Annotated in this window: 15 protein-coding genes, 1 tRNA gene and 1 pseudogene; 10 read left to right on the forward strand and 7 right to left on the reverse strand. The window is 73.9% G+C overall.

Annotation, left to right across the window (positions count from 1 at the left end; translation table 11 throughout):
• Positions 1-50: 50 nt before the first annotated feature.
• Together ACFRIC_RS25830 and ACFRIC_RS25835 are read right to left on the reverse strand one after the other, a co-directional pair.
• Complete coding sequence (locus tag ACFRIC_RS25830) at positions 51-1,424, reverse strand: ATP-binding protein (protein WP_382789937.1); 1,374 nt, start codon at positions 1,422-1,424, stop codon at positions 51-53.
• Positions 1,421-2,125, reverse strand: coding sequence for a response regulator transcription factor (locus ACFRIC_RS25835; RefSeq protein ID WP_355770372.1), 705 nt, complete (start codon positions 2,123-2,125; stop codon positions 1,421-1,423). Before ACFRIC_RS25835 ends, ACFRIC_RS25830 begins: the two co-directional genes overlap by 4 nt.
• Positions 2,126-2,281: 156 nt before the next feature.
• On the opposite strand from ACFRIC_RS25835, the gene ACFRIC_RS25840 reads away from it, so the two are divergent.
• On the forward strand, positions 2,282-2,824 hold the full coding sequence (locus tag ACFRIC_RS25840) for a hypothetical protein (protein WP_382789940.1): 543 nt from the start codon (positions 2,282-2,284) through the stop codon (positions 2,822-2,824).
• A 133-nt stretch (positions 2,825-2,957) separates the two neighbouring features.
• On the opposite strand, the gene ACFRIC_RS25845 is transcribed toward ACFRIC_RS25840, so the two are convergent.
• The gene (locus ACFRIC_RS25845) at positions 2,958-3,863 is read right to left on the reverse strand and encodes a spermidine synthase (protein WP_382789943.1); all 906 of its coding nucleotides are present in this window, start codon (positions 3,861-3,863) and stop codon (positions 2,958-2,960) included.
• A gap of 62 nt (positions 3,864-3,925) precedes the next feature.
• Entirely contained in the window at positions 3,926-4,363 is a 438-nt protein-coding gene (locus ACFRIC_RS25850) for a hypothetical protein (RefSeq protein ID WP_382789946.1), read from the reverse strand.
• A gap of 299 nt (positions 4,364-4,662) precedes the next feature.
• On the opposite strand from ACFRIC_RS25850, the gene ACFRIC_RS25855 reads away from it, so the two are divergent.
• Positions 4,663-6,219, forward strand: coding sequence for a hypothetical protein (locus ACFRIC_RS25855; RefSeq protein ID WP_382789949.1), 1,557 nt, complete (start codon positions 4,663-4,665; stop codon positions 6,217-6,219).
• Between the two features lie 19 nt (positions 6,220-6,238).
• Here ACFRIC_RS25855 and ACFRIC_RS25860 read toward each other — a convergent pair whose 3' ends face one another.
• Positions 6,239-6,835, reverse strand: coding sequence for a histidine phosphatase family protein (locus ACFRIC_RS25860; RefSeq protein WP_382789951.1), 597 nt, complete (start codon positions 6,833-6,835; stop codon positions 6,239-6,241).
• Positions 6,836-7,077: 242 nt separating this feature from the next.
• Here ACFRIC_RS25860 and ACFRIC_RS25865 point away from each other — a divergent pair, with 242 nt between their 5' ends.
• From ACFRIC_RS25865 to ACFRIC_RS25895, 7 genes are all read left to right on the forward strand, one after another.
• A complete protein-coding gene (locus ACFRIC_RS25865; RefSeq protein ID WP_382789954.1) occupies positions 7,078-8,079 on the forward strand; it encodes a phosphatase PAP2 family protein in 1,002 nt (333 codons plus the stop codon).
• A complete protein-coding gene (locus tag ACFRIC_RS25870) occupies positions 7,976-9,268 on the forward strand; it encodes a hypothetical protein (protein ID WP_382789957.1) in 1,293 nt (430 codons plus the stop codon). The genes ACFRIC_RS25865 and ACFRIC_RS25870 overlap by 104 nt, the downstream gene beginning before the upstream one ends.
• Complete coding sequence (locus tag ACFRIC_RS25875; RefSeq protein WP_382789959.1) at positions 9,259-10,854, forward strand: hypothetical protein; 1,596 nt, start codon at positions 9,259-9,261, stop codon at positions 10,852-10,854. The genes ACFRIC_RS25870 and ACFRIC_RS25875 overlap by 10 nt, the downstream gene beginning before the upstream one ends.
• The gene (locus tag ACFRIC_RS25880) at positions 10,851-12,185 is read left to right on the forward strand and encodes an AAA family ATPase (RefSeq protein WP_382789961.1); all 1,335 of its coding nucleotides are present in this window, start codon (positions 10,851-10,853) and stop codon (positions 12,183-12,185) included. The genes ACFRIC_RS25875 and ACFRIC_RS25880 overlap by 4 nt, the downstream gene beginning before the upstream one ends.
• A 137-nt stretch (positions 12,186-12,322) precedes the next feature.
• Entirely contained in the window at positions 12,323-12,700 is a 378-nt protein-coding gene (locus ACFRIC_RS25885) for a hypothetical protein (protein ID WP_382789963.1), read from the forward strand.
• A 180-nt stretch (positions 12,701-12,880) separates the two neighbouring features.
• Complete coding sequence (locus tag ACFRIC_RS25890; RefSeq protein ID WP_382789965.1) at positions 12,881-13,549, forward strand: bifunctional DNA primase/polymerase; 669 nt, start codon at positions 12,881-12,883, stop codon at positions 13,547-13,549.
• Positions 13,540-13,613: transfer RNA gene (locus ACFRIC_RS25895), tRNA-Lys, on the forward strand. Before ACFRIC_RS25890 ends, ACFRIC_RS25895 begins: the two co-directional genes overlap by 10 nt.
• A gap of 980 nt (positions 13,614-14,593) precedes the next feature.
• Here ACFRIC_RS25895 and ACFRIC_RS25900 read toward each other — a convergent pair.
• Positions 14,594-15,521, reverse strand: a pseudogene (locus ACFRIC_RS25900) (M6 family metalloprotease domain-containing protein); the annotation flags it as partial.
• A gap of 354 nt (positions 15,522-15,875) precedes the next feature.
• Here ACFRIC_RS25900 and ACFRIC_RS25905 point away from each other — a divergent pair.
• A complete protein-coding gene (locus tag ACFRIC_RS25905) occupies positions 15,876-17,834 on the forward strand; it encodes a putative bifunctional diguanylate cyclase/phosphodiesterase (protein ID WP_382789968.1) in 1,959 nt (652 codons plus the stop codon).
• Here ACFRIC_RS25905 and ACFRIC_RS25910 read toward each other — a convergent pair.
• A complete protein-coding gene (locus ACFRIC_RS25910) occupies positions 17,795-18,913 on the reverse strand; it encodes an LLM class flavin-dependent oxidoreductase (RefSeq protein ID WP_382789971.1) in 1,119 nt (372 codons plus the stop codon). The two genes, ACFRIC_RS25905 and ACFRIC_RS25910, sit on opposite strands and share 40 nt — an antisense overlap.
• Between the last annotated feature and the right edge of the window lie 217 nt (positions 18,914-19,130).

Consider the following 19,130-nt stretch of genomic DNA (forward strand, 5'->3'; position numbering starts at 1 on the left):
TTAAAGGTCGAGACCAATGGGGGCGGTTTGCCGTGCGCCCGGCGGCAGGCTCAGCGCACGCCCGCGTTGCGTCTGCGGCGGCGCACCGTGCCCCGGTGGCCGGTGCGGAGGGGCGCCCTGCCGTCGAGCTGGATCCAGATGCGTACCTCGGTCCCGCCGAGCACGGAGGAGCCGATCCGTACGTCCCCGCCCGTCGATTCGGCGAGGCGTCGCACGATGTCGAGGCCGAGGCCCGTCGACCCGTCGTTGCCCGAACCCCGGCCGCGGGCCATCGCCGCCTCCGGGTCCACGATTCCCGCGCCCGCGTCCGAGACCAGCACGATCACGGCGTCCTCGGCGTTGTGCACGTCGACCGCGAAGGCCGTGCCCTCGGGGGTGTGGCGGAAGACGTTGCCGAGGAGGGCGTCGAGCGCGGCGGCGAGGTCGGCGCGGGCCACGGGTATGCGGCACGGCCGGTCCACACCGGCCACCCGGACCTTGCGTCCCTCGTCCTCGGCGAGCGCCGACCAGAAGTCCATGCGCTCACGCACGACTTCGGAGGCGTCGCACCCGGCTCCGGCACCGATCGCCGCGGTCTGCGGCTTGGCCTCCCGGGCCGTCCTGATGATCGTGTCGACCTCGCGTTCGAGCTGCTCGACGGCGGCCCGGGTCTGGTCCGCGGCCGGTCCGTCGCCGAGCGAGGCGGCGTTGAGGCGGAGCACGGTCAGCGGTGTCCGCAGGCGGTGCGAGAGGTCGGCGGCGAGCTCCCGCTCGTTGGCGAGCAGTTGGACGACCTGGTCGGCCATGGAGTTGAACGCGACGGCGGCCTGCCGCAGTTCGGTCGGCCCCTCCTCGGGCACGCGGGAGCCCAGCTTGCCCTCGCCCAGTTCGTGCGCGCTCTCGGCGAGGCGCTGCGCGGGCTGCACCATCCGCACGCCCAGCCGGTCGGCGACCGCGACGGAGCCGATGATCAGGGCGACACCGACCGCGGCGAGGACCGCCCAGGCCGTGCCGACGCCGTTGCTGACCTCGGCCTCGGGGACGTACACCTCGATGACCGCGATGCCGGAGCTGAGCGCGACGGGCTGGAGCAGCGCGGAGCCGCCGGGCACGTCGGCGGTGGAGGCCCGGCCCAGCCGCCGGGTCATGGCGACGTCCTTGCCCGCGGCGCGCTGTTCGCCGATCTCGACGGCCGCCTTGCCGTCGTCGGCGGGGATGTGCACGGCCATCTGCGCGTCCGAGCCGGCCGAGGCGACGACGCGCTCCAGCTCGTCCCGGTCGGTGGTGATGGAGAGCGCGGGCGCGATGGCCGCGGCCTGCCGCTCGGCGTTCGAGAAGGCCCGGTCGCGCGCCATCTCCTTGATCACCAGGCCGAGCGGGACCGCGAACGCGACGACGACCATCGTCGTGACGGCCACGCACACCTTGACGAGTGCCCACCTCACAGCGGCCGCTCCGCTCTCGGGGGCTCCAGCTTCACGCCGACTCCGCGCAGGGTGTGCAGATAGCGCGGGCGTGCCGCCGTCTCCCCCAGTTTCCGGCGCAGCCACGAGAGATGGACGTCTATGGTCTGGTCGTCTCCGTAGGCCTGCTGCCACACCTCGGCGAGCAGTTCCTTGCGCGGCACGACCACCCCGGGGCGCCCGGCGAGGAAGGCGAGCAGGTCGAACTCGCGCCTGGTGAGGTCGAGTCGTACGCCGTCCAGTTCCGCCTGGCGGCGCAGCGGGTCGATGGCGAGCCCGCCGACGCGGATGACCGTCGACACGGGGGCCTCGCCCACGGTGGTGCGCGAGCGGCGCAGCACCGCCGCCATGCGCGCGGACAGGTGCTCGACCGAGAACGGCTTGGTCAGATAGTCGTCCGCCCCGGCGTTCAGCAGGCGGACGATCTCCGTCTCGTCGTCCCGCGCGGTGGCGATGATCACCGGGACGTCGGTGATCCCGCGCAGCATCTTCAGCGCCTCGGACCCGTCCAGATCGGGCAGTCCGAGATCGAGGATCACGACGTCGAAGGAGAAATGGGCGACCTCGCGCAGCGCCTCCAGGGCGGTGCCGACGCTGCGCACGATGTGCGCGGCCTCGGTCAGATGCCGGATGAGCGCCGAGCGGACGAACTGATCGTCCTCGACAACGAGCACACTTGCCATGGGCGGCACCGTACGCCATCCGGGGACGGCCGTCCGGGCCTGTGGACAACGCCCGCCAGGCACTTGTGGACAATCCCGGACCGCTCCCCCGGGGACATTCCGGATCCTTCCGGGGCCGTGAGACACCCGTGGTGCTCGTGGTGCAGTATGGCGGCGATGCGCAGAGGACTCGTACACGTACTCGCGTGGTCGCTCGCCACGGGCGCGGCGGTCACGCTGTCCTGGTGGGGTGTCCACACCGTCATGACGGGCACGGCCTACGACCCGCCGCGCGCCCTGCCCATCACGGTGGCGGGCGCGACGGCCGAGGAGACGAAGCCCCTGGCGTCCTCGACCCGGCGGGCCGAGCCGTCGAAGAGCGCCGCGAGCAGGCCGTCCGCGAGCTCGAAGCCGAGCGCGGCGCCCTCGAAGTCCCCCTCGGCGAGCGGCGGTCCGTCACCGGCGCCGTCGGCTCCGGCCGCGTCTCCGTCCCCCTCCGGGCAGGTCAAGAGCTACGACTCCGACGGCGGGCGGGTGGTCTTCGACATCACCGCCACGTACGGGACGCTGGTGTCCGCGACGCCGAACACCGGCTGGTCGATGCAGGTGTGGAAGACCGAGACGTGGATCCGCGTGGAGTTCTCCTCGGGCGCCGACCGGGTGTCGGTGTTCTGCGACTGGCACGACGGGCCACCGCACGTGGACATCGGGACGTACTGAACCGGCCTCCGGGGCGAACGGGCGTACGCGCGGCGGGCCTTGTCGGCGTCCGGCCTCGCCGATGCCTGTCCTGCCCGCGCCCGGCTCCGCCGACGCCGGTCAACTGCCGGGTCCCGGCCCCGCTGACGCCGGGTCAGCGGAACACGGAAGGCGGCGGGGCGGGGGACGCGACCGCCACCGCGTCCGTGACCGGCGCCGCGCCCCCGGTGAAGTCCAGGAGTTCCCTGCCGTGTTCGACCCGGGCGGGATGCGGGTCGGAGGCGGCGCGCCGGGTCAGTTCCGCGATGGGCAGCGGCCGGCCGGAGGCGACGAGGACGGCGTTCCCGAAGCGCTTGCCGCGCAGGACCGTCGGGTCGGCGACCAGGGCGAGCTCGGGGAAGACGGAGGCGACGGTGGCGATCTGCCCGCGGAGGTGGGCGAGCGGGGGTCCGTCGGCGAGGTTCGCGGCGTAGATTCCGGTGTCCTTCACGGTCCGGCGGACCTCCGTGACGAACTCGGCCGACGTCAGATGGGCCGGGGTGCGGGCGCCGCTGAACACGTCGGCGATGACCAGGTCCGCCCAGCCGTCGGGCACCTTGGCGAGACCTTCCCGCGCGTCCACGGACCGCACCCGGATCCGGGCGTTCGGGTCCAGCGGCAGTTCACGGCGGACGAGTTGGACGAGGGCCGCGTCGCGTTCGACGACCTGCTGGGTGGACCGGGGGCGGGTGGCGGCGGTGTAGCGGGCCAGGCTGAGGGCGCCGCCGCCGAGGTGGACGACCTGCACGGGTCTGCCGGGCGGGGCGACGAGGTCGATGACGTGGCCGAGCCGGCGCTGGTACTCGAAGCTCAGGTACGAGGGGTCGTCCAGGTCGACGTGGGACTGCGGGGCTCCGTCGATCAGCAGGGTCCAGGCGCGTGCCCGGTCCCGGTCGGGCAGCAGTTCGGCGAGCCCCCCGTCGACGGGTTCGACGACCGCCTCGGCGGCGCCCTGCCCGCGTCGTCCGCCCCGCCCGGTGTCGCGGCCGTCGTCCGCCCGCTGTTTCCTCGCCCTTGCCATCTGGCCATTATCGGGGCGCGGCGGCGGGTCGGCTCAGCGACCGGTCACCGGGGTGCCGCCGCTCACCGGCAGCCGTCCGCCGCCTCGATCAGCCGGGCGGCCTCGCCCAGCGCGGCCCGCAGCACCGCCGGATCGGTCGCGAGGTCCGCCTCACCGGGCGGGAGCAGCCAGTCCGAGCCCTCGACCGGGGGCTCGGGGGCCGCTCTCAGGCCCCGGCCGTCGGTCTGCGTACAGGTGCTGCCGGGCACGTCCCAGGCGTCGGCGGTGCCGGGCGGCACCAGGAAGCCGAGGGTGTCGCAGCCGTCGTCGTGCAGGACGGGCCCCACGAGGTCGGCCGCGCCGCGGCGCAGGATGTCGACCGCCTCCAGCCCCTGACGGGCCGGGACGGTCACCAGGTCGCACCCGGCGGCGGGCCGCGGCGGCGCGCCGCACTCCGGGGACGGCGCGTGCCGCGCGGTCGACGGCGGCGTACGGAAATCGGTGCTCTGCGTGATCTGCATCCCGGCCTCCAACGGAACCCCTCCTCATGACGAGTGGGTCGGGAGTTCGGGCGGCTCCCGGTCCACCCGGTTCAACGCGCCGGGACGTCAACGGCTACGGCGAAACTCCGCCACAAAGGATGGCAGTTCATGGCAGATCGTGGATGAGATATCCGGTTTGTAGCCAAACCCAGCGTGGCGGCGTTGTCACAACAGGTACGTTCTTGCCCCGCCGGAACCAGGGCACCTTCTGGGTGCAACCAGGTCAACTCAGCCCCGGATCCGGCGTGGTTCGACGGTTCGTAAGAGAGGGCCCGGCCATGACGTCGTCATCGGTGACCTCGTCCCCGTCCCCCCGGCCACCACGGCCGAATCTCGCTTTCCGGCGGTTGCGCGGCCAGCGCTCCCCGGGCGAGTTCGCCGCGCTGGTACGGAGGGCCGCACGCGAGATCGGCGAGCGGGTGAGCTGCGACGCGCGCTACATCGGGCGCGTCGAGGCGGGCGAGATCCGCTGTCCCAACTACGCGTACGAGCGGGTGTTCCTGCACATGTTTCCCGGCCGCACGCTGACGGACCTCGGTTTCACGCCCCGCTCATGGGTACGCGGGCGCGGGGCGCGCGACACGGGGGAATCCCCCCTCGCGCACTCCACGAACCCTCCACACGCCCCTTATGAGACGGACGGGGCGCACGAGACGTATGAGATGCCGGGTCAGCTCCACGCCCCGGCCCCGTACGGCCCGCACACCGCGCACCACACGGACAGCCCGCACGATCCGCACCACCCGCACGATCCGTACGGCCCCCACCCCTTGTGGGATCCGTACGGCCCGTACGAGAAACGCGATCAGAACCACGAGGAGAGCGACGTGCAGCGTCGCGCATTCATGACCGGAGGCACCGCCACCGTGGCGGCGGCCTCACTGGGACCCTTCGGCGGCAGCGCCGCGGCCGCGGAACGACGCGTCCACCGGGCCGGTACGTCCGAGGCGGGCGCCCTCGAGGAGGCCGTCCGCCGGATCCGGCTGCTCGACGACAGACACGGGGCCGACGGTCTCTACCGACGCGCCGCGGCTCCCCTGCGCACCGCGTACGAACTGCTCGACGCGGGCACCACCCGGCAGAGGATCGCCGACCGGCTGTACTCCGGAGCCGGCGAACTGGCCATCTCGGTCGGCTGGCTGGCGCACGACTCCGGACGCTTCGACGACGCCCGTTCCCACTACGCGGAAGCCCTCGCCACCGCCCGGATGGCGGGCGACGCGGGCCTGGAGGCCCACGCCTTCTGCAACACGGCGTTCCTCGCCCGCGACGCGGGGCGCCCGCGCGAGGCCGTGCGCGCGGCCCAGGCGGCCCAGCGCGCCGCACGCCCCCTGGGCTCCTCCCGGCTGCTGTCCCTGCTCGCCCTGCGCGAGGCGGGCGGCTGGGCCGGACTCGCCGACCGCCGGGGATGCGAGCAGGCGATGGCCCGCGCGCAGGCCCTGTACGAACGCGGCCCCTCGGAGACCGACCCCGAGTGGATGACCTTCTACGGGGAGGCCGAGCTGGAGGGCCTGGAGGCGCAGTGCTGGTCGACGCTGGGCGACTGGCCCCGGGCCGCCCGCCACGCACGCCGCGCCGCCCACCTGCAGGACCCGCACTTCACCCGCAACATCGCCCTCTACACCGCGGAACTCGCCGACGACCTCGCCCGCGGCGGCCGCCCCGACGAGGCCGCCGCCGCCGGCCTGCGCGTCCTGGACCTGCTGAACGAGGTGCAGTCCTCCCGCATCCAGACCATGCTGGCGGGAACGGCCCGCGTGCTGCTCCCGCACCGCAGGGCCTCGGGTGTCTCGGCGTTCCTCGACCGCCACGCGAGCCTGCCGCGCATCGCGTGAGGACCACCGCCCGCGCCGGTCAGGCGCTCAGGTGTCCGCAGTCGTTCCAGACCTCGATCGCGGGCTCCCCGTAGGCCCAGCCGAGCACCGACAGCGAGGTCGGGTTGAGGCGGATGCGGGCCGCGAAGTCCAGGGGAAGACCCAGCCAGCGGGCGCCTATGGACCGCAGGATGTGGCCGTGGGCGAAGATCAGCACATCGCGGTCCGCGGAGCGGGCCCACGCGACGACCTCGTCCGCGCGCGCGGTGACCTGCTCCAGGGTCTCCCCCTCGGGGACACCGTCGCGCCAGATGAACCAGCCGGGACGGACGTCCTGGATCTCGGCGGGGGTCATGCCCTCGTAGGCGCCGTAGTCCCACTCGAGGAGCGCGTCCCAGGTCGTCGCCCGCTCCCCGAAACCGGCGAGTTCGCACGTCTCGCTCGCGCGCGCGAGCGGGCTGGTACGCACCTCGGCGGCGGGCAGCGAGTCCAGCGGCGACCGGTGCAGCCGCTCGCCCAGCAGCTTGGCTCCGCGCCGTCCCTCCTCCAGGAGCGGGATGTCGGTCCTGCCGGTGTGCTTTCCGGACAGTGACCATTCGGTCTGTCCGTGCCGGGCCAGCAGGATGCGCGGTGCCATGACGAGGAGCCTTTCCGGGGCGGGCGGCACGGATGAGACGCTGCTCACCCGTGGACGACTGAGGAGTGGGTCACTCCATCATCGCGCACCGCCGTTGCGGGCAACCCGGAGGGCGATCTCCGCGTCTTTGACATCCGGGGCGCCCCTTCGGGGCATTCGCGCACACCGTAAAATCCCCGGGTGGCCACCGACCGCCGGTCACCACAGCAGATGGACACGAGCAGATGGGGGAGGGCGATCGGATGCCGCAGACCGATGCACCGCGTACCGAAGCGGCACCGCGCGTCCGGCCGGGCCGATGGGCCGAGCTGCGCGCGTCCGCCGCGTCGCAGGCGCGTCTGCGCTGGTGGACCGAGGTCCCGCTGATCCTGCTCGTGTACGCGGCGTACACCGCGGGCCGGCTGCTCGCCCGGGGCGACGCCTCCGGCGCGATAGACCACGGCCTGGAGATCCTGCGCGTCGAGAAGGCCCTCCACCTCAACGCCGAACATCCGCTGAACCGGCTGTTCACGCGGGAGGCCTGGCTCGGCGTGCCCGCCGACTTCTGGTACGCCTCGCTGCACTACCTGGTGACCCCGGCGATCCTGATATGGCTGTTCCGCTCCCGGTCCGTGCGCTACCGCGCGGCCCGCACCTGGCTGTGGACCTCCACGTTCATCGGCCTGATCGGCTTCACCCTGCTGCCGACCTGCCCGCCCCGGCTGCTGTCGCCCGAGCACGGCTTCGTCGACACGATGGCCCAGTACAGCAGCTACGGCTGGTGGGGCGGCGAGGCGAGCGCGCCGCGCGGCATGGGCGGGATGACGAACCAGTACGCGGCGATGCCGAGCCTGCACGTGGGCTGGGCGCTGTGGTGCGGAGTGATGCTGTGGCGCCACGGCCGTACGCCCGCCGCGAAGGTCGCCGCCGTCGTCTATCCGCTGTTCACCACGATCGTCGTGATGGGCACGGCCAACCACTACTTCCTGGACGCCGTCGCGGGTGTCGCGGTGATGGGGGCCGGTCTTCTGCTGACCCCCTTCGTGATGCGGGCGGCGGACCGGGTGCGGACGCTGCTGGCGGCCGTCGTCCCGTGGGGCGGGGGTGCCTCGGGGGGCGAGGGTTCCGCGATTGTCAGTGCGGGGTGCCAGACTTCCCCGGGTGAACGAATTCCCCGACAGCGCGAGTCCCGACCCGGGCCGGGAGCCGAGCCGGGTTCCGCCGCCACGGACGCGGACGACAGCGCTGCGACAGCAGCTCGCTGAGCTGCGCGGTCCCGACATCGCGCCGAAGGCGCTGGACGCGCGCGCCCTCGCGGCGCTCGCCGCCAACCCGGGGTGCGACCGGCGCGCCCTGCTGGACGGCGTGGGTGTGGACAAGGCGAAGCTGGCCGGTGCGCTCGGCGCGCCGTCCGCGTTCGGGATGTCCCAGTTCGCCTTCATGCGGGGCAACGCGTTCGAGGCGCGGGTCAAGGCCGACGGCGGCGCCGAGCTGCTGCGGCTGGTGCACGAGAGGCTGGACCCGGGCGCCGAGCCGCCCGGCGCCGGTGCCGTGCCCGACCTGAGCGCGATCGGCCCCGAGGGACGCACGGCCCGTACGGAACTGGCGCTGCGCGAGGCCGCCGGGGCCGGCGTCTGGACCCTGCTCGACCACCCGATGCTCGCCCTAGACGTCGCGGGCTCCCCGGCCTTCCTGGAGCCGGACGCGGTGGTCGTGCATCCGGACGGGGACTGGACGGTCGTCGAGATCAAGTCCTTCCCGATGCTCGACGGCTCGGCCGACCCGGCCAAGGTGGGCGCCGCCGCCCGGCAGTCCGCGGTGTACGTCCTGGCCCTGGAGGAGGTCGCGGCCCGCCTCGACCCCGCTCCCGAGGTCCATCACCGGGTCCTGCTGGTCTGCCCGAAGGACTTCTCCAACCTCCCGGCCGCCTCCGCCGTCGACGTGCGCAAGCAGCGCGCGGTCACCCGCCGCCAGCTCGCCCGCCTCACCCGCGTCGAGGACATCGCGGCCGCCCTCCCCGAGGGCACCTGCTTCTCCCCCGGCCTTCCCGCCGAGGAACTGATCACGGCCGTCGAGGCGGTCCCCGCGACCTACGCCCCCGAGTGCCTGTCCGCCTGCGAACTGGCCTTCCACTGCCGGGCCCGGTCGCGCGCCGAGGGCGCGGTGACCTCGCTCGGCCGCTCGCTGCGCGCGGAGCTGGGCGGTCTGACGACCGTCCCCGACGTCCTGGCCGCGGCGCACGGAAAGGCGGGCGATCCCGGGGATCCCGCCGTCGCGGCCCTCCGAAGGGCGGCGGCGCTGCGCGCGGAGGCCCTGCACGGCACGGCCGCGTCCCGGACCGGCGCGCCGGAGGGCCCCGCGGTCCGGAAGGGCCCGGCGACCGGCCCCGCCGGGGTGCCCACCGTGCCCGCCCCCGGTGTGGCCGACGGCCGGGAGGCGGGCGTATGTCACTGATCACCGCCCTCGCGCGGCTGGAGGCCGTCCAGAGCGGCCGGGCGCAGCCCGCCGCCACCGTGCTCCACCGCCATCTCGCCGAACGGCCCCTGGTGTTCGTGCCGCTGACCACCGCGGGCGAGGCGGGGGCCCCGCTCGGCGCCCTCGTCGGCACCGACCGGGACGCGCCCCGGCTGCTGGTCGTGCCGCAGCCCCGCGACCGCGACCTGCGCTTCGCCTTCCTCGCCGAACTGGCCGACGTCGTCCTGCCGTACATCGACACCTTCGCGGACGTGGTCGAGGCGGCCGAGCGCAGCGAGACGGACCCGGAGACCGGCAAGCGCGTCAAGGTCGAGGTCGAACTGTGCGCGGACGCGCCGCAGATCGTCGTGCCGGGCCGGGCCGGCATCGAGTTCATCCGTCTCCTCGGGCGCTCCACCCGTTTTCGGCGCACCGCCGAGCAGGACCCCGAGACCCCGCATCCGGCGCCTCCCCGGGTGCCGTTGGCCGGGCGCTGGCTGACCCACTTCGGGGAGCGTGCCCGGGTGCCGGGCTCCGCCCTGCTCCTGGCCCTGACCGACGTGCTGTCCCGGCACTGGGCCACCGGGCAGAGCAGCCTGGAGGACCAGCATCTCGGGGCGCTGCTCGCCTGGCTCGATCCGCCGGACGGCGAGCCGGGCGCCGAGGCCGCGGTGCGGGCCGAGCTCCAGCGCGACGCGCGCGGCCAGCTCGTGTGCCCGCCCGCGGGACCGGCCACCGACCCCGCCTTCGACAACGACCTGCTGGCCCCCGCGATCGAACGCTACGACCGCGCGCGGACCGCGCTGGCCGCCGCCGAGGACGGCGTCGAGGCGGACGACCGGCTCGGTGAACTCACCGCCGCGGAGCGGACGATCCGCGAACTGGTCGCGAGCGTCACCCGTCCCACCTGGGACGCGGTCTGGCGCGGCCTGGACCTGCTGCGGGCCCTGCCGGAAGGGGCGCACGCCGCCGACCGCTGGACCCGCGACCGCTGGTCGTTCACCGGACACCGCGACCGGGTCGTGGCGGGCGAGCCGCCGCAGCCGCGCCACGACGACGCGGTCACCGCCGCGAACAAGCTGGCCACGCGCGAGCGGGAGCAGGCCCGGCTGGAGGCGCAGGAGGCCCTCGACGACCCGCTGGTCATGGCGGGCCGGCGACTCGCCGGGGAGGCGTTCGCCGGAGAGGTCACCGAGGTCGTGATGGCCTACGGCGAGGGCAAGCGGCCGAGTCCCCGGCCGCTGGTGACCGTCCGCACGGACGACCGCCCGCACCTGGGGGAACGGGCCAGGGTGTACCGCTCGCTGGGCGGGAAACCGCAGGCCGCGGAGTTCGTGGGGTACGACGACGAGGGCGCGGCCCTGGTGCTGCGGATCGTCGACAAGATGGGGCGCGGCAAGGAGCCCGAGGCGGGTTCCGTGCCGGAGAAGGGGGATCTCGTCTGCTTCACCCTCTTCGAGCACGAGCAGCGCGGCGGCGCCAAGCTGCCCGACCCGGAGGAGACGCCGTGGACGCACGGAGGGCCGCCCGGTGAGCCCGGCGCCCTGCCGCTGCCGGACCCGGTGACCGAGGAGGACGTCCTGTGACCGCCGTGTTCGACCCGGGTGCCGAGGCCGCCCGCGCCACCGACGCGATCCTGCGCGACACCCTGCACGGCAGCGACCGGGGTGTCGTGGTGGACTCCCCGCCGGGGGCCGGCAAGTCGACCCTCGTCGTCCGGGCCGCTCTCGAACTCGCGGCCGCGGGACGCCCGTTGATGGTGGTCGCGCAGACGAACGCCCAGGTCGACGATCTGGTGCTGCGGCTCGCGGAGAAGGAGCCGGACCTGCCCGTGGGCCGGCTGCACAGCAGCGACTCCGACCCGTACGACAAGGCGCTCGACGGCCTGGACCAGGTCCGCAAGTCCACGAAGGCGGCGGACCTCGCGGGCCTGGACGTCGTCGTCTCGACGGCGGCGAAGTGGGCCCACGTCAAGGGCGTCGAGCCCTGGCGGCACGCGATCGTCGACGAGGCGTACCAGATGCGCTCGGACGCGCTCCTCGCGGTGGCCGGGCTCTTCGAGCGGGCGCTGTTCGTGGGCGACCCCGGCCAGTTGGACCCGTTCTCGATCGTCGGCGCGGAGCAGTGGGCGGGACTGTCGTACGACCCGTCCGCGTCCGCGGTGTCCACCCTGCTCGCGCACAATCCCCGGTTGCCGCAGCACCGGCTGCCGGTGTCCTGGCGGCTGCCCGCGTCGGCCGCGCCCCTGGTCTCGGACGCCTTCTACCCGTACACGCCGTTCCGCAGCGGCACCGGTCACGGCGACCGGCGGCTGAACTTCGGTGTCCCGTCGGACGGTTCGGGCACCGACCGGGTCATCGACGAGGCGGCGGAGTCCGGTTGGGGTCTGCTGGAGCTGCCGGCCCGGCACACCCCGCGCACGGACCCGGAGGCGGTGCACGCGGTGGCCGGGGTCGTACGGCGGCTGCTCGACCGGGGCGGCGCGGCCACCTCGGAGCGGGCGCAGGACCCGGTGCCGCTGACGGCCGAGCGGATCGCGGTGGGCACGGCGCACCGCGACCAGGCCGCGGCCGTACGGGCGGCCCTCGCGGGTCTCGGTGTCACGGACGTCACGGTGGACACGGCGAACCGGCTCCAGGGACGGGAGTTCGACGTCACGGTGGTCCTGCACCCGCTGTCGGGGCGGCCCGACGCCACGGCCTTCCATCTGGAGACCGGACGTCTGTGCGTCCTCGCTTCCCGGCACCGGCACGCGTGCATCGTGATCTGCCGGGAAGGAATCACGGAGTTGCTGGACGACCACCCGTCGACCGAGCCCGTGCAACTGGGGGTGACCGTGAAGTTTCCGGATGGCTGGGAGGCCAATCATTCGGTGCTGTCGCACCTGGCGGAACACCGGGTGGCCCTGCGGTCCTGAGCCCGGCGGTCGCGGATCCGGCGGGGTCCGGGTCCCGGCGGGCGGGCGGGACGCTTCGGCCCACTTGCGCGGGCGCGAGACAATGGACGGTGGCCCTTTGCCGAGAGGGGCCCCGAACCGTACGAGGAGGAGAAGACATGGCGGAGCCCACGCCGCGTCGGAACGAACCGCGGCTACGCCCCGCGCCCCTGCTCTTCGAGCCCGCGGAGGCCGCCGGGGATCCGGAGCATTTCTTCGACCTGGAGTCGATCGACGACCCGCGCGCGCTGCTCGACCGGTCCACGGAGCTGGCGCAGGCGTTTCGCGCCGCGGCCGACCGGGCCGTCGAGTTCCAGGCCATCGCCGCCGCGCAGCTCGCCGATCCGCGCCGTTTCGACCGGCTGACGACCGCCTCGATCGCCGAGCGCGCCGAGTGGACCGAGGACTACGCGAAGAAGATGGTCGAGTTCGGCCAGGGCCTGCTGCGGGGCACGGAGGGCAACGGACACGGCCACGGGGTGACCGACCCGCTCTGACGCGCCCGCCCGGGGCCAGGACCGGCAGACGCCCGCCCGGGGACAGGACCGGCAGACGCCCGTTTCCACCCCGTTCCTGGCATATGCCAGCCGGGCAAGATACTCCACCTCGGCCCCGCCTGTCCCGGTTTCGGGCAACCGTCCGGGGCGGGGCGCTCACCCCCGGTAGATGTATGCGGCATGAGCAGCACACGGAACGTGCCGAACAGCACCCCGCAGAGCCCCGGGGCGAGGTCGCCCGAGGGGCTCGACGTCTCCGGTGTCACGGCCGAGGGCGCCGCCTGGCTCGCCTCCGCCGGGGCGTATCCGCGCAGCACGCTGGCCCTGTGGCGCGAGCGGCCCGACGCGCCGGTCGTCCTGCTCTGCGGCAGCGCGTTCGACGTCGTCAGCACCTCGGCCCTGTTCGGGCGGCGGATGCTCGACCGGCTCTGGGAGGAGGGGCCGGGCTCGGGCCCGGTGGCGGCCCACCGCGGGCGGATCCTGCTGTTCGCCGCACCCGGCACGGCCCAGCGGCTCCCCTCGCTCATGGAGTGGGAGGAGTGGGGCGCGGAACCGGGCGGCCGGCCGGGGCGGTGCCGGGAGGTGCCGCCGCTGCTCTGCCACGGCACGGGGGACGCGGTCACCGTGCCCCCGCCGGTCCCCGGGGGCGCCGCGCCGGACGCCGTACGGACCGATTCCCGCTGGCTGGTCGCCCCCGACACGCGGCAGCCCTGGCTTCCCGGCCCCGAGATCCTGCTCTGGGCGGCCGTGCGGGCGGCCCGCGCCGCGGCGTCGGCGGCGGTACGGATATCGATTTTTCCTCCCGCCGATCAGGATGCTAAGGTCTACGACGTCAGCAGGCGCCGCTAGCTCAGTTGGTTAGAGCAGCTGACTCTTAATCAGCGGGTCCGGGGTTCGAGTCCCTGGCGGCGCACGCCAACGAGAGCGGGATGATTCGCGGAGACGCGAGCATCCCGCTCTCGTCGTTTCCGCCTTCGCGGGGCCGCTCAGCCGGTCGTGATCCACACCGTCCTCAGCCGGTCGTGATCCGCACCGTCCAGGCCCCCGAGGCGGTCCGGTCCTCCACCTGGACCCGGATGTCCGCGCCCGGCACCTGGAAGGTCTCCCCGAGGCGCACCGGGGCGTCCGCGAGCGGCGGGTACACCGAGTCCTCCCAGCAGGACTCGGAGCGCGGGTGGGCGTCCAGCACCTGGATGGGGCCGCTGCCCGACTCGGTCCGGCTGCGGACCCGGTAGACCAGGACGCCCCGGTCGCAGGTCGAGCTGTCGTTGCCCACCGGTCCGCGCGCCTCCAGGGCGATCGCGCTGTCCGGGCCCGTCGGGACCACCGCCAGCTTGGTGCCCGAGCCGGCGCCGAAGGTCTGCGAGCCGGGCGGCGCGGCCACACCCACCGCGCTCCGGGACGTGCCCGGCGCGCCCGAACCGCGCGACGACGTCCGCGCCGCGCCCGCGGGCACCCGCGGCCCCTGCCAGGCCCCGCTCGTCCCCGCCGCGCCGGTGACGCCCGTCGCCCCGGTCACCCCGGCGGCCTCGTTCGTCCCGGCCGTACCAGCGGCCTCCTCGGCGGCAACCGTCGTACCGGCCGCGTCGGCGGCACCCTTCGCACCGGCCGCGACGGCGCCCCCTTCCGTCCCGGCCGCCCTGGTGGCGCCCTTGCCGACGCCCTTCGTCCCGGCCGTTCCGGTACCCCCGCCCGTACGGGCCTTTCCAGTGGCCCCGCTCGTACCGGCCGCCCCGGAGGCGACCGCCGCGGTCACCCCTCCCATCGCCGCCATCCCTCCCGTGCCGTCCGCCGCGGCCGGCCCGCTCGTCGCCGGCTCGGCCGGGCGGGAGGCCAGCACCCCGGTGCCCGCCCCTGCGGTGCTCGCGCCGGCCGAAGCCGTCGCGGAGCGCGCGGGTCCCGTCTCCAGCGGCTCCAGCGTCAGCCGGGTGGTGCCGGAGCCCATGACGCACGCCACTTGGCGCGGTTCCAGCCATCCCAGCCGCCACTTGTGCCAGCCGAACAGGTCGGGGGCGAGGCCGAACTGGCTGCCCATGAGGTCCCAGTCGCCGACATAGGTGTCCCAGTCGCCCTTGCCGTCGGCGGGGCGGTGGTAGAGGTCGGGCAGGTCGAAGACGTGGCCGGTCTCGTGCGCCAGGACGAGGCGGTCCGGCGGGTGCTTCTCGAAGACCGTGACGACGCGCCGGATGTCCTTGCCGTCCGCGTGCAGCGGCGTGTCCAGGTTGACGACCTTCGTGGCGTCCGAGTCGACGCCCGGAGCGTCCGGGTCCGCGACGAAGTAGACGACGTCGTAACGGGAGAAGTCGACCTTCGGGTCGGCCACGGCGAGGGCGTCGCGCAGATAGGCGGCACGGTCACCGGCGTTCCAGTCGCGCTGTATGGCGTACGAGGTGGAGGCGTGCGGCATCCGGATCCAGGCGCGCTGGGGGTGCGGCCGGACCGTGAACTTCCCGTACGAGGCCTGCTCGAAGAAGCGGCTGGTGGCGGGGAAGTAGTCGCCCGTCAGCTCGGCGGGCGTGGTGCGCGGGGTGGAGTCCGGGAAGGACAGGAAGACCATCACGGCGTCGAGCGGGCGGGTGGGACGGACGTAGGCGCTGTTCCAGGTGTCGGCGCCCTCCGAGTGGTGCGCCGCGGTCCGCGTCAGGGCGCACGGCGACGCGAGCGGTTCGGCGAGCGCGTGGCCCGGGCCCAGGGAGGTCGCGGCGAGCGCGGTCATCGAGGTGAACATGGCCGCGGTGCTGCGCCAGCGGGGCGCCCCGTCGCGGGCGAGGCCGCGCAGGGCCCCGCGAGCGAGAACCCTCAAGGGGAGCGGACGCGGCACGTCGACCTCCGGATGCGGTTTCGGGACACCGCCTCCAGCCTGCTCGCGTTTGTACTATTTTGCCCTGTTTGTCTGCACCGGAAGAGTGAGCCGGCGAGCGGGACGACACCCCCGGACATGCACGGAACGTCACGTGCGGTCGGCGGGAGAAGGAACCCGTCCGGATAACAGGCAGAAACGATCTGTCAGAACAGGTGGTTGTTCCTGGACACTGGACAGTGGCCGCACCGTTTCGCGGGCAGCCTCTATGATCGGCACACTTTCCTGCACGGACCCGGCTTGTGCGGCCGCCCATCACCGGCCGACCGCCCCGAGAGACCCAGACCGAGAACGAGTGCACTGCGGGAGCGAACGGTGAGCGGAACGTCCGAAGGGCCGGCGCCCGCGGGGGACCTCGTCCGGCCGGCCGTCACAGAACGTCACGTCAACGCGTCTTCTCGTACGTCCGCCGGGACCTCTCCCGGCCCACTCTCCCCTTCCGTACCGTCCGTGCTGCCGGAGCCGCCTTCCGGGGCACCGGCACCCCTGGCGGTTCCCGACGGAACGTCACTCCGCACCTTCCACTCGGCGTTCGCCACCGCCCCTCTCGCGATGGCGGTCGTCGACCGCGACGGTCTCGTCGTCACCGCCAACGAGGCACTGAGCGCGCTGCTCGGCACCGGGACGCGGACGCTGACCGGGCGGGCCGCCGCCGACCTGATGGACCTGGCCTCCGACGCCCGCACCTGGCACGCGTACCGCGAGATGCTGGGCGGCAGCCAGGCCCGGCTGCGCTGCACCCGCCGGCTCAAGCACCCCGACGGCCAGGTGATCTGGGCGCAGGTCACGATCGCGCCGCTGCCGCCGCAGGAACAGGCGGTCCTGATCTCGGTCACCGACATCGGCGCGCGCCGTGAACTCCAGGCGCGGCTGCGGCACTTGCAGATGCACGACCCGGTGACCCGGCTGCCCAACCGCACCCTGTTCTTCGAGCGGCTGTCGGCGGCGCTGGAGGCGGAGGCGTACGAGGAGTGCGGAACCGGCCGGATCGGGCTCTGCTATCTGGACCTGGACGGGTTCAAGGCGGTCAACGACACACTCGGCCACCGGGTCGGGGACCGGCTGCTCGCGGCGGTCGCGGAGCGTCTGACCCGCTGTGCGGAGGAGGCCGGCCTCACGAGGGCGGCCGCTCCCCTGGTGGCGCGGCTGGGCGGGGACGAGTTCGCCCTGCTCGTCGAGGACTCCACGGGCACCGACCAGTTGGCGGATCTCGCCGAGTCCGCGCTGAAGGCGCTCCAGGCGCCGTTCGACCTGTCGGGGCAGCGGCTGTCCCTGTCGGCGTCCATCGGGGTCGTCGAGCGGCGCGCCACCGGCACCACCGCGACCGCTCTGATGCAGGCCGCGGACACCACGCTGTACTGGGCGAAGGCGGACGGCAAGGGCCGCTGGACGCTCTTCGACCCGGAGCGCAACGCGCACCGCATGACCCGCCAGGCCCTGTCGGCCACCCTCCGATCGGCCGTCGATCGGGGTGAATTCACCCTGGAGTACCAGCCGTTGGTGGGGATGGAGGACGGCGGGGTGCACGGCGTCGAGGCGCTCGTCCGCTGGAACCACCCGCGGTTCGGGACACTCACACCGAACCGGTTCATCGGACTCGCCGAGGAGAACGGCTCGATCGTCCAGCTCGGCCGCTGGGTCCTGGCCACCGCCTGCCGCCAGGCGCGCCGTTGGCAGCTCGACCGCCCGGACGCGCCACCGATCTTCGTCAGTGTGAACGTCGCCGTGCGCCAGGTCTGGGACTCCGACCTGGTGGCGGACGTGGCGAAGATCCTCGCGGAGACCGGACTGGCCCCGCACCTGCTGCAGTTGGAGCTGACGGAGTCGGCGGTGATGGGCTCCGCGGGCCGCCCGCTCCAGGCACTCCAGGCCCTCAGCGACATGGGTGTCCGCATCGCCATCGACGACTTCGGCACCGGCTACTCGAACCTCGCCTACCTGAGCAGGCTCCCGGTGTCCGTGCTGAAGCTGGACGGCGCCTTCGTCCGCGGCTTCCAGTACGAGAACGCCGACGGTTCCTCCGCCCACCCCAACCCGGCCGACGAGGTCATCGTGGAGGCGCTCATCCAGCTCGCCCACCGGCTCGGCCTGACGGTCACCGCCGAGTGCGTGGAGACCGCCTCCCAGGCCTCACGGCTGCGCGGGATCGGCTGCGACACCGGCCAGGGGTGGCTCTACTCCCGGCCGGTGGCACCCGAACGCATCTCCGCGCTCCTGATGTCGGCGACCCGGCCTCAGGCCTCCTCGGCGGCCGGCTCCCCCGGCAACCCGTAGGCGTCCGCGATCAGTTCGTACGAGCGCAGCCGTACGTCACCGCTGTGCGCGTTGCCCGTGATCATCAACTCGTCGGCGCCGGTGCGCTTGTGGAGGTCGTCGAGGCCGGCGCGCACCTCGTCGGCGGTGCCGTGGATGACGTTGGCGTTCCAGGAACCGATGAACTCCCGCTCCATCGGGCTGAATTCGTACGCCTCCGCCTCCTCCGGGGTGGGCACGAGGCCGGGATGTCCGGTGCGCAGGCGGACCATGCTCAGGGCGGCCGCCAGCACCTGACGGCGGGCCTCCTTCTCCTCGTCGGCGGCGAGGGCGGAGACGCCGATGAGGGCGTACGGGGCGTCGAGGACCGCGCTGGGCCGGAAGGACTCGCGGTAGAGGTCGAGGGCCGGGATCGTGTTCTGCGCCGAGAAGTGGTGCGCGAAGGCGAACGGGAGGCCGAGGACGCCGGCGAGGCGGGCACTGAAGCCGGAGGAACCGAGCAGCCAGACCGGGGGCCGGTGCGGGGACTGGACACCGCCCGGCGAGGTCGCCTGCACGGGCCCGGGGACGGCGTGGATCCGGGTGTAGGGGTGGCCGTCGGGGAAGTCGTCGTCCAGGAAGCGGACGAGCTCCGCGAGCTGTTCGGGGAAGTCGTCGGCGCCCTCGGCCGCCCGCTGGGTGCGGCGCAGCGCGGCGGCCGTGGCGCCGTCCGTGCCCGGGGCCCGGCCGAGGCCCAGGTCGATGCGGTGCGGAGCCAACGCCTCCAGGGTGCCGAACTGCTCCGCGATGACCAGCGGGGCGTGGTTGGGGAGCATCACTCCGCCGGAGCCGAGCCGGATGCGGTGCGTGTGGGCGGCGAGGTGGGCGAGGATCACGGCGGGCGAGGAGCTGGCCACGCCGGGCATCGAGTGGTGTTCGGCCACCCAGTAGCGGTGGAAGCCGCGGGATTCCGCGAGGCGGGCGATCTCCACGCTGGTGCGCAGGGCCTGGGTCGCGGTGCGGCCCGCGCCCACCGTGACCAGGTCCAGTACGGACAGGGGTACGGGGGCGGTGCCCTGTGCTGTGCCGCGGATCTCGTCCGTCTTGGGCGTCTCGTCCACCGGGGGTGCCTCCTGTTGCCTACCAGTTGCGGTCCTTCCGCCGATTAACAGGAGGCCGTCTCCGTTTATTCCCCCGGGCGGGGTGGGGAGCCCGCCCGGGGGACTGGGGAAGCGGTGTTTCGCCCCCTCCGCCCCTGCCCGTCCCGTACCTGGGGCTCCGCCCCAGACCCCGCTCCTCGAACGCCGGAGGGGCTGAAACTTTCGCCCGCCGGAGGGG

Source organism: Streptomyces sp. NPDC056738 (genome assembly GCF_042790435.1).
Lineage (GTDB): Bacteria > Actinomycetota > Actinomycetes > Streptomycetales > Streptomycetaceae > Streptomyces.

Excerpts from the sequence above, each read along its gene's own strand:
- ACFRIC_RS25855 (WP_382789949.1), top strand. The coding sequence starts at position 4,663 with ATGACGTCGTCATCGGTGACCTCGTCCCCGTCCCCCCGGCCACCACGG.
- ACFRIC_RS25860 (WP_382789951.1), bottom strand. The coding sequence starts at position 6,835 with ATGGCACCGCGCATCCTGCTGGCCCGGCACGGACAGACCGAATGGTCA.
- ACFRIC_RS25835 (WP_355770372.1), bottom strand. The coding sequence starts at position 2,125 with ATGGCAAGTGTGCTCGTTGTCGAGGACGATCAGTTCGTCCGCTCGGCG.
- ACFRIC_RS25885 (WP_382789963.1), top strand. The coding sequence starts at position 12,323 with ATGGCGGAGCCCACGCCGCGTCGGAACGAACCGCGGCTACGCCCCGCG.
- ACFRIC_RS25890 (WP_382789965.1), top strand. The coding sequence starts at position 12,881 with ATGAGCAGCACACGGAACGTGCCGAACAGCACCCCGCAGAGCCCCGGG.
- ACFRIC_RS25875 (WP_382789959.1), top strand. The coding sequence starts at position 9,259 with ATGTCACTGATCACCGCCCTCGCGCGGCTGGAGGCCGTCCAGAGCGGC.
- ACFRIC_RS25840 (WP_382789940.1), top strand. The coding sequence starts at position 2,282 with ATGCGCAGAGGACTCGTACACGTACTCGCGTGGTCGCTCGCCACGGGC.
- ACFRIC_RS25850 (WP_382789946.1), bottom strand. The coding sequence starts at position 4,363 with ATGCAGATCACGCAGAGCACCGATTTCCGTACGCCGCCGTCGACCGCG.
- ACFRIC_RS25845 (WP_382789943.1), bottom strand. The coding sequence starts at position 3,863 with ATGGCAAGGGCGAGGAAACAGCGGGCGGACGACGGCCGCGACACCGGG.
- ACFRIC_RS25865 (WP_382789954.1), top strand. The coding sequence starts at position 7,078 with ATGCCGCAGACCGATGCACCGCGTACCGAAGCGGCACCGCGCGTCCGG.